The following is a 7,929-nucleotide window of genomic DNA, read 5'->3' as shown; positions in this document are numbered from 1 at the left end:
GCACGGCCGGCCGTGCCGAGCAGTCCCGCCGCCGAGGAGAAGAGCACGAAGGCGTCGAGGCCGGCGTCGAGAGTGAGTTCGTGCAGGTTCAGGGCGCCGAGCGCCGCCGAGCGCAGAGCGTCGACCGCTCCCGGGTGCTCGCCCGGGGTGTGCACCACGGCGGTGAGCGGTCGTCTGACCTGTGTCAGTACGTCGGCGAGCGCCGTACGGTCCGTGAGGTCGCAGGCGGCGAGTGCGACGCGGGCGCCGGCCCGGGTCAGTTCGGCCTGTAGTGCGGCCGCGGCGCGGTCGCGCGGGCCTTTGTCGCTGACCAGCAGTACATGGCGGACGCTGTGTCCGATCACCAGGTGTCGCGCGGCCGCTGCGGCGGCTGCTCCGTCGGCCCCGGTGACAAGGACCGTGCGCCGGGTGTCCAGCGCGGATTCCCGGTCGCCCGGTGCGGGCGCGGCGGCACGCGCCAGTCTGGGCAGCAGGGCGATGCCGGAACGCACCGCGAACTGCGGTTCGCCGTGGGACAGGGTGGCCGGCAGCGCCGCGCCGGAGCGTTCGTCGTGGGTGTCCAGGTCGGTGAGGACGATGCGGCCGGGGTGCTCCGCCTGGATGCCGCGCAGATGTCCCCACAGAGCGGCCTGCCACAGATCCGGGATGTTCTCGTCGGGTGCGGCCGCGACCGCGCGCCGGGTCGCGACGAGCAGGTGCCCGTCGGTGAACCGGTCGTCGGCCAGCCATGCTGTGACGGGCTCGGTCAGGTGGCGGTACCCGTCGTCCCCGACGGGTTCTGCCACAGGGGCCAGCACGGTGACGTCGGGGGCGGGCTCTCCGGCGGCCGTCGCCTCGCGCAGCGCGGCCAGATCGGGGTAGTCCGACACCCGCATGCCGTGGGCGAGCAGACCTGCCGGCAGGTCGGCCGTTCCCGTGCCGACCAGTGCCCAGCGGCCCGGGACAACGCTCGGCGGCGGCACGGAAGGGAGCGGGATCCAGTCCAGCCGGAACAGGGACTCGTAGTGGCTGGCACCTGCGGCGCGCAACCGCGCGGGCTGCTCCAGCAGGACATGCCTGGTGATCTTGCCGGAGGCCGTACGGGGTACCTGGGCGATCTCGTAGAGCTCCTCGGGCACCTTGTAGTACGAGAGTTCCTTGCGGCAGGCGGCGAACAGCGCTTCCGGATCGAACCCTTCGGGCCCCGGGACCAGGCAGGCCACCGGCACCTCGCCGAGCGTCTCGTGCGGCCTGCCCACCACGGCCACGTCCGCCACGCCCGGCACCCGCCGCAGGACTTCCTCGACCTCGCCGGGGTGGATGTTCTCCCCGCCGCGGATGATGAGTTCCTTGATGCGGCCGGTCACCGTGAAGTAGCCGGCGGCGTCGCGGCGGGCCAGGTCGCCGGTGCGGTACCAGCCGTCCTGGATCGCCTCGGCCGTGGCTTCGGGCTGGTTGTGATAGCCGGCCATCACGCTGGGCCCGTTCACCCAGACCTCGCCCTCGTGCCCGGCGCCCACGTCGTTGCCCGTCTCCGGGTCCACGAGTCGTACGCCGAGACCGGGCACGGGAAGGCCACAGGAGCCCTCGACCCGGGCGCCGGTCGGCCAGTTGATCGTGATCGAACCGCAGGTCTCCGTGCTGCCGTACGCGTCGAGCAGCGGCGCTCCGAATGCCTCTTCGAACGAGCGGCGCAACGACGCCGTGGTGATGGCGCCGCCGACGAGACACGTACGCAGGTGAGGTGCGCTGAAGCCCTGCCGTCGGGCCGCCCGTACGAGGTAGTGGTACATGGTGGGCACTCCGGCCAGGAAGGTGGCCGAGTCCTCGCGCAGTGCGTCCAATACCTCTTCGGCCTCGAACCCGTCCACGATGCGGGCCGTCGCGCCGACTGCGGTGACTCCCAGCACGCACGCGATGTGCGACAGGCTGTGGAAGAGCGGCAGGGGCCACACCACCCGGTCCTCGGAGGTCAGTCCGGGAACGGGTGCGTAGCAGGCCGCCACCGACCACAGGCAGTTGCGCTGCGTGGACAGCACGCCCTTGGGCCGGCCGGTGGTCCCGGAGGTGTAGAGCATCCACGCGAGGTCGTCGAGTCCGAGGTCGTCCCGTGGCCCGGTGGCCGGTTCCGTGCCGGCCAGCGCCTCGAAGCTCATCGTCCCGGCGGGGGCGTCGGCCGGCACGCCGCGGTCACCGGTGATGACGACCCGTATGTCGGGCCGGTCCTTGAGGACGCGGCCGAGCTGTGCGGCGTGGGCCGGGTCGGTGATGACGACGCGGGCGCCGCTGTCGTCGAGCAGGTAGGCCAGCTCAGCGTCCGTGGCCCGGGGGTTGAACGGCGAGCCGATCGCGCTTGCCCTGGCGATGGCCAGGTAACTCTCGACCACTTCGACGCAGTTGCCGAGGTAGATGGCCGCGCGGTCGCCCGGCTGCAGTCTCAGACGGGCCAGGTGACCGGCGATCCTCCCGGTGCGGCGCTCCAGCTCGGCGTAGGTCACGCTCCGGCGGGCATCGCGGAAGGCTGCCTTGTCCCCGAACCGATCGGCGTGCGCCCGCAGGAGTTCGGGCAGCGGCCGGATCAGTTCAGTACGCAGCATGTCACCACATCCGTCGGTTGGCGAGGCATGGCATCTCGCGCGGCCGGAATCCGTTGCCGCCCCACAGCGCTGGGCGAGTCGTCGATCAGTCTCGCGTCAAGTGGCGCTCTCCTGTACCCCTGCCAACCCCCTATGTCCTCCCTGACTCTCTCCCGAAGGGAATTCGAGGCATCCGGGCAGTAGTTTTCGGTGGGCGGATGAATGAAGGTTCCACAGTGAGACGGGAAATATCCGAGAACGGCACGGATTCCGGTACGGAGCCCTCCCCCACGCCGGTCGGCGCGATTCTCGCGAGTGGTCTGCCGCACTGCGGTGAACTGCCGGTGGCCGATCGGCGAGCACGCCCTCTCGAGCCATGAGCGAGCGGCCGGGCATCCCGCCGGCCGCCTCCGCGCTCTCGCGGCCGCGTGCTCCGTTCGGCGCTCGAACGGTCGTGACGGCCCGCGGCGGAAGGCCCGCGGCGCGAACAAGTCGGGCCCGGCCGTCGTGGACGGTCGGGCCCGCGTACTTCTGCGGCCGTCAGCCTGAGGCGGCGGCAGGCCAGAGGGTGAGCAGATCGCCCGGCTTGCGCAGCACGGCGTCGGGGCCGGCAGCGAGCAGGGCGGCCTCGTCGGTCTCTCCCCACAGGGCCGCCAGTGCCGCCACTCCGGCGCCGTGGGCGCTGGCCAGGTCGGTCACGGCGTCGCCGACCATGACCGCGCTGTCGGGGCCGGCCCCCAGCAGGTCCAGGGCGTGCAGCACGATGTCCGGCGCGGGCTTCGGGCGGGCGACCTCATCGGATCCGATGACATGGTCGAACAGGCCGATCACGCCCAGCTGTTCGAGCAGAGACCGGGCCCTCGGGCCGCTCTTCCCGGTGGCCACGGCGAGCCGGAATCCCCGCTCGCGAAGCGTGTGCAGCATCTCCGGGACACCGTCGAACATCGGCACCAGATGGGCCATCCGGTAGCTCTCCCTGACGAAGGGCTCCTCCATCGCGAGCGGGAGGTCCATGATGCGCATGATGTCCGGGAAGTAGCGGCCCAGATGGCGGTTGTACTCCTCGAACGGCGCCGGGCCGTCGCCGACGACCTCCGCGTACGCGATGGTGAACGCCTCGCGCATCACGTCGGTGCTGTCCACCAGCACTCCGTCGAGGTCGAAGACGATCACACTCTTCGGATGCTCCAGCGCACGGGACGGCTCCACGCCGTCCACGGTGAGCCCTGCCGTTCGCCTGTCCATCGGGTACTCCCTGGGTACGTCGTGGTCCGGAAGGCCTCGCTGCCGGGCCGATGCATAGAGGCGTTCGATGACGCCGATGTTCCGGCGGGCCTCTTCCACGGCCCGACCCGTCATGCCGGGATCACCCAGCAGGGCGGGGAGTTCGTCGAGCTGCCGGTCGTACTCCGCGCCGATCCGCTCCTGTGGCAGCGGCAGCTGCGTGGTCTCGCCGTCGCAGGTGAGGGTCAGGACCGAACCGCCGTCGCGGTTCGGGCTGAATCCGAAGGTGCAGCGCAGTGTCGTGACGCCCGCACTGCCCTCGACCTTGATCAGCGTGACGTCGCGCGCCTCGTGCGAGGCCCAGCTCGCGCGCAGTGACAGCGAGATGCCGTTGTCCGCGACGAGGAAGCCGCGGGCGGTGTCCTCGACGTCCCCGCCCGCCCCCGGTAGGTCGCCGACGGGATCGTCATCGCGCCAGCGGGCCCGCGCGGAAGCGCTGTTGACGAAGTCGTCGGAGACCGAGCCGACCACCTGGGTGATGGCGGCCGGCCCCAGGATCGGCGCGACGGTGTCGAGCAGGTGCCATCCGAGATCCACGAGCGCCCCGCCGCCGGACAGCCGCGACTGGGTGAACCAGCCGCCTGAGTCCGGAACACCGCGCGCCCTCACCCAGGACAGCTCGATGTGCCGCACCTGTCCCACCGATGCCGTCCGCTCGTACAGCGTGCGTATGTCGGCCCGGTAGCGGGCAGCGCTGCCGGCCAGGAGTACGGCGCCCCCTGTGCGTTCCGCCGCGGCCAGTCGGCCGGCCTCGGCGGAGGTGAGGCACACCGGCTTCTCCAGGAACACGGGGATACCCCGGGCCAGGAGCTTCTCGGCGATGTCGGCGTGCAGATGGTTCGGCACGGCGACAACGGCGAGATCGACGGTGTCCGGGTCCAACCCGGCGACGTCGCCGATCGACCGGATGCCAGGGCGTACGGAGATTTCGGCCGCCGGGTCCACGACGGCGGTGACCTCGAAGGCGGGGTGTTCGATCAGTCGCGGCAGCCAGATCTCCCGGCCGGCCCAGCCCAGTCCGACGACGGCGACGCGGACGATCCCGTCGCATACCCCCTCGCCGTCCGCTCGTTCGCTCATGCTCCCGCCATGCACGCGGCGACAGCGGCCGCGATGTCGTGCATCTGCTGCTCCGTGCCGAGCAGTGTGCGGTGGTGCAGCCAGACGGAATCCCGGGTGAGCGCCTCGGAGTTCGGGCAGCGGCGGGCAATGTCGTCCACGGACTCCTCCGGAGCACACGTCTCCCAGAAACCGTCGCTGCGGTAGACGGCACGGAAGCCGACGAAGGCCGGGAGCCCCCGCTCGATCAGGGCGTCCACGAGAGCGTTGCGCCGCTCCTCGCCGAGACCGGGCACCCGGAACATGGCCATGTAGTGCGGGTTGCGGTCGTTGCGCTCGTCCTGGCCCTGCGGTTCGACGCCGGGTATCTCGGCGAGCAGGCTCGCCAGCAGCGGCCAGCGCTCCTCGCGAGTGTCGATCTGGCCGGCCAGCCGGCCCAGTTGGACGCGCAGCACCGAGGCGGAGAACTCGTTCATCCGGAAGTTGGAGCCCGATGTTCCGTGAAAGTACTTGCGGTCGGTCCGGGGGCGACCGCAGCTGTGCCGCAGGAACGCGGCCTCGTACAGCTCGGCGGTCGGGAACGTCACCGCGCCCCCCTCGCCCGCGGTCATCAGCTTGCCGTTCTGGAAGCTGAAGGCGGCCACCGAACCGAGTTCACCGACCCTCTTGCCCTGCCACTGCGCGCCGTGGGCGTGCGCGGCGTCCTGGAGAATCGGTACGCCCGAGTCGGCGGACAGCTTTTCGAGGGCGTCCATGTCGGCGATCTGACCCGCCATGTGGACCGGCATGATCGCCCGGGTCCTGGGAGTGATCGCGGCAGCCGCGGCGGACGGGTCGATGCAGTACGTCTGCGAGTCGACGTCCACCGGAACGGCCACCGCGCCGAGCCGCTGGGCGGCCTGGGAGGAGGAGATGAAGGTGAACGCCGGGACGATGACCTCGCAACCGGGGCCGACGCCGAGGACCTGGAGGGCCAGCTCCAGAGCGTGCGTTCCGTTGGTCACCGCGAGCGCGTACGGGGAGCCGTGGTACTCGGCGAACTCCTCCTCGAAGCTGTCGACCTCGCTTCCGCCCATACGCCACCACTGGCCCTGATCGAGAGCGCGGTTCAGAGCCGCCCGCTCCCCGTCCCCGTACTGGGGCCAGGCCGGGAATTCAAATGACTGCAGTGAATGACCACTCATGAGTTCCACGCTTTCTCATCAAATCGAATCCACTTGGGCAGCGACGCTACCGCAGCAATGGATTCGACCTGCCCCCTCCTCACCCCCCTATTACCCCCCTTGAAAGGCCCGGCGGCGAAAACTGGCGGCCTCTCACGAGTTCCCCGCTTTCACTATTCCTCGAATAGGGGGAGATGAGGGTTTCCCGCTTGTGACGCTTACCCGGGATTGGCGGTTTGATCGCTGCCGCACGCCGCACCCGATCAGTACGCGCCGGCACCCCCACAGAGACGGCCCGGCCTGCGTGCCATCACCGCGGCATCCAGGCCGAGCACCCTCGTGATCACCGACGCGACCATGAACACCCGCGCCGGCAACCGGCGCGGGTGGGTTCGAACATCCAGCGCGTAGGGGAGGTCGCCGCCCGGACCGCGGCGGCGACGAGCAGGCCGGTCCTGCGCAGGCTCAGAACCAGTCGTCGCGCCTGGGCGGGTCGCAGAGTTCGAATACCACCTCGCCCGCATCCCGGTCATCGCCGGCAACCGGGCGCACCCGCGCGCCGACCATCACCTGGTGCGGTGCGGCGCCCACGACACGGCAACGGAACACAAAGCCCTCGGGAAGCCGGACGAGGGACTCGTTGCGCGCCGCGTCCGTGTAGCGATGCACGACGCCGGACCTCACCACGACGCCCAGACCGGCGCTGTGTTCGGGCTTCAGATCACTTGATGCGCACACCGGGCACAGCAGTCTCCGGAAGGAGGCCGTGCCGCACCAGCGGCACCGGTGGTAGTACAGGCCGGCTTTCTCATGCACCGTCTGCACGGTGCCACTTGTTGGCTGGGACACGTGTCGACCCCCTGCGCTCGGCTCGGATGCGCCGTACCTGCGCGTCGGCGCGTCCGCACCATAGGGCACTGAGTGCTGAAACGTAAAGGCACTCAGTGCCATACCGAGGCCGGCCCGGGTGTCAGCCCCGGCCGATGGCCGACTCGATCTGCTGCACGACGCGCCACATCGGGGCCCCCTTGGCGGCAACCATCACCACCACGTCGCCATCGGCGGCTGCCGGGGACGCACCCCTGGCAGCCGCACTCCCCCATACCTGCCGCACCAGCCCGAGGGCGTGATCCACCGCGGCTTCCGCGTCCCCCTCACCGCCCGAACGCAGCCAGGTCCGCAGCCCGTTGTTGTGCGCGGCGACCACGGACGCGGCGATCACCTCGGCCCGCAGTGCGCCATTCCCCGACTGGCCGTACCGGTCACGGAGATAGCCGGCCAGCGTCTGCTCATAACGGCGCACCACGGACAGTTCGTAGGTACGAAGCCCGGGCACCTCCCGGGTGAGCCGGTAGCGCTGAACGGAGAATTCGGGGTTGGCGGAGTACATGCGCAGCACGAGCCGGGCCGCGTCGCACACCGCGTCGACCGGCTCCGCGTCACCGACCGCAGCAAGAAACGCGGTCATGTCGGCAAGGCAGCGCTCGTGATCCGGGAAGACCGCGTCCTCCTTGGAGGGGAAGTACCGGAAGAACGACCGGCGCCCGACCCCGGCTCTCGCCACGATGTCGTCCACCGTGGTCTGCTCGAAGCCCCGCTCCAGGAAGAGTTGGAAGGCCGCCTCGGCGAGCACCTCCCGCATGGGGGCCTTCTTCGCCGGTCTGCGCGCGTCAGTCATGCGGGGAACGTAGCACCGGAAGCCCCATGCTGGCACTGAGTTCCTTTACAGAGGGTACTGAGTGCCATAGTCTCGTCGATACGAACCACACCCAGGTAGGAGAGCCGGCGTGAGCTTGAGGATCGTTGTCTGTGTGAAGTACGTGCCCGACGCCACCGGCGACCGGCACTTCGCCGATGACCTGACGCTG

5 protein-coding genes and 1 pseudogene are annotated in these 7,929 nt (G+C 70.4%); 1 reads left to right on the top strand and 5 read right to left on the bottom strand.

What is annotated here, in order from left to right:
* The 5 genes from ABTZ94_RS34745 to ABTZ94_RS34725 all read right to left on the bottom strand — a co-directional run.
* Positions 1-2,576, bottom strand: a 2,576-nt coding sequence (locus ABTZ94_RS34745) for an AMP-binding protein (RefSeq protein ID WP_351206987.1), incomplete at its 3' end; no start/stop codon positions are given.
* Positions 2,577-3,095: 519 nt separating this feature from the next.
* Positions 3,096-4,919, bottom strand: a complete 1,824-nt coding sequence (locus ABTZ94_RS34740) for an HAD-IA family hydrolase (protein ID WP_351206986.1) — start codon at positions 4,917-4,919, stop codon at positions 3,096-3,098.
* Complete coding sequence (locus ABTZ94_RS34735) at positions 4,916-6,082, bottom strand: DegT/DnrJ/EryC1/StrS family aminotransferase (RefSeq protein WP_351206984.1); 1,167 nt, start codon at positions 6,080-6,082, stop codon at positions 4,916-4,918. The genes ABTZ94_RS34740 and ABTZ94_RS34735 overlap by 4 nt, the downstream gene beginning before the upstream one ends.
* A 444-nt stretch (positions 6,083-6,526) precedes the next feature.
* Entirely contained in the window at positions 6,527-6,877 is a 351-nt protein-coding gene (locus ABTZ94_RS34730; protein WP_502967361.1) for a Zn-ribbon domain-containing OB-fold protein, read from the bottom strand.
* 154 nt (positions 6,878-7,031) lie between these two features.
* Positions 7,032-7,703, bottom strand: a complete 672-nt coding sequence (locus ABTZ94_RS34725; RefSeq protein ID WP_351206990.1) for a TetR family transcriptional regulator — start codon at positions 7,701-7,703, stop codon at positions 7,032-7,034.
* A 145-nt stretch (positions 7,704-7,848) separates the two neighbouring features.
* Here ABTZ94_RS34725 and ABTZ94_RS34720 point away from each other — a divergent pair.
* Positions 7,849-7,929, top strand: a pseudogene (locus ABTZ94_RS34720) (electron transfer flavoprotein subunit beta); the annotation flags it as partial.

It is taken from the genome of Streptomyces sp. NPDC002785, assembly GCF_040295565.1.
Lineage (GTDB): Bacteria > Actinomycetota > Actinomycetes > Streptomycetales > Streptomycetaceae > Streptomyces.
This window is presented reverse-complemented; position numbering and strand designations above follow the sequence as displayed.